Source organism: Rhizobium sp. P1_E6 (assembly GCF_056405875.1).
In genome coordinates this window covers 1-1,137 of sequence record NZ_JBFUBG010000291.1, presented here as the reverse complement: position 1 = coordinate 1,137, position 1,137 = coordinate 1, and the positions used below count along the sequence as shown (strand labels likewise).

At 66.6% G+C, this 1,137-nt stretch carries 1 protein-coding gene; it reads right to left on the bottom strand.

The annotated features are described in order from the left end of the window. Window positions 1–1,137, bottom strand: a 1,137-nt coding sequence (locus AC1D35_RS36305) for a VCBS domain-containing protein (RefSeq protein ID WP_477942869.1), incomplete at both ends; no start/stop codon positions are given.

The following is a 1,137-nucleotide window of genomic DNA, read 5'->3' as shown; positions in this document are numbered from 1 at the left end:
GTCGGCAGCACGAAGGAGAAGGCCGAGCCGACGGTGGCATTCTGGGCGACCGTCTGGACAGCCAGCACCGGCGCGTCGTTGGYGCCGTGGATGGTGATGGTCAGGTTTGCCGTGGCGGTCGCACCGGCAGTGTCACGCATCGTGTAGCTGAAGACATCGCTCAGCGTATTGGTGGACTGGCGCAGCGCCTGGACGGCGGCACTGGTCTCGTTGAGCGCATAGCTATAGACGCCCGATGCGCTGAGCACCAGACTGCCATAGGTACCGTTCAGCGCCGTGCCGAGCGTGCCTGATGTCGCGCCGAAGCCGACCGCCGTGACCGTCTTGGTGTCGCCGGCATCCGGATCGGTATCGTTGGTCAGCACATTGCCGCTGGCAACCACGCCACCCGAACCATTGGCCGCACCGCCCTTCTCGGTCGCATCCCCCGCATCGGCAACCGCCGTCGGCGTCGCGTTGCCGGGCGTCGATACGGCGACGTTGAAGGTCTCGTTGGCTGAGAGGCCGCCGAGGTCGGTCGCCGTCACCCTGACACCGTAGGTGCCGCCTGCTGTCGGTGTGCCGGAGAAGGTCCGCGTCGTGGCGTTGAAGGCCAGCCAGGCGGGCAGCGCCGTGCCGTCGGCAGCCGTTGCCGAATAGGTCAGCGTCTCGCCGCCGTCGACATCGGTGAAGGTGGTTGTCGGCAGCACGAAGGAGAAGGCCGAGCCGACGGTGGCATTCTGGGCGACCGTCTGGACAGCCAGCACCGGCGCRTCRTTGGCGCCGTGGATGGTGATGGTCAGGTTTGCCGTGGCGGTCGCACCGGCAGTGTCACGCATCGTGTAGCTGAAGACATCGCTCAGCGTGTTGGTCGATTGCCGCAGTGCCTGGACGGCGGCACTGGTCTCGTTGAGCGCATAGCTATAGACGCCCGATGCGCTGAGCACCAGACTGCCATAGGTACCGTTCAGCGCCGTGCCGAGCGTGCCTGATGTCGCGCCGAAGCCGACCGCCGTGACCGTCTTGGTGTCGCCGGCATCCGGATCGGTATCGTTGGTCAGCACATTGCCACTGGCAACCACGCCACCCGAACCATTGGCCGCACCACCCTTCTCGGTCGCATCCCCCGCATCGGCAACCGCCGTCGGCGTCGCGTTG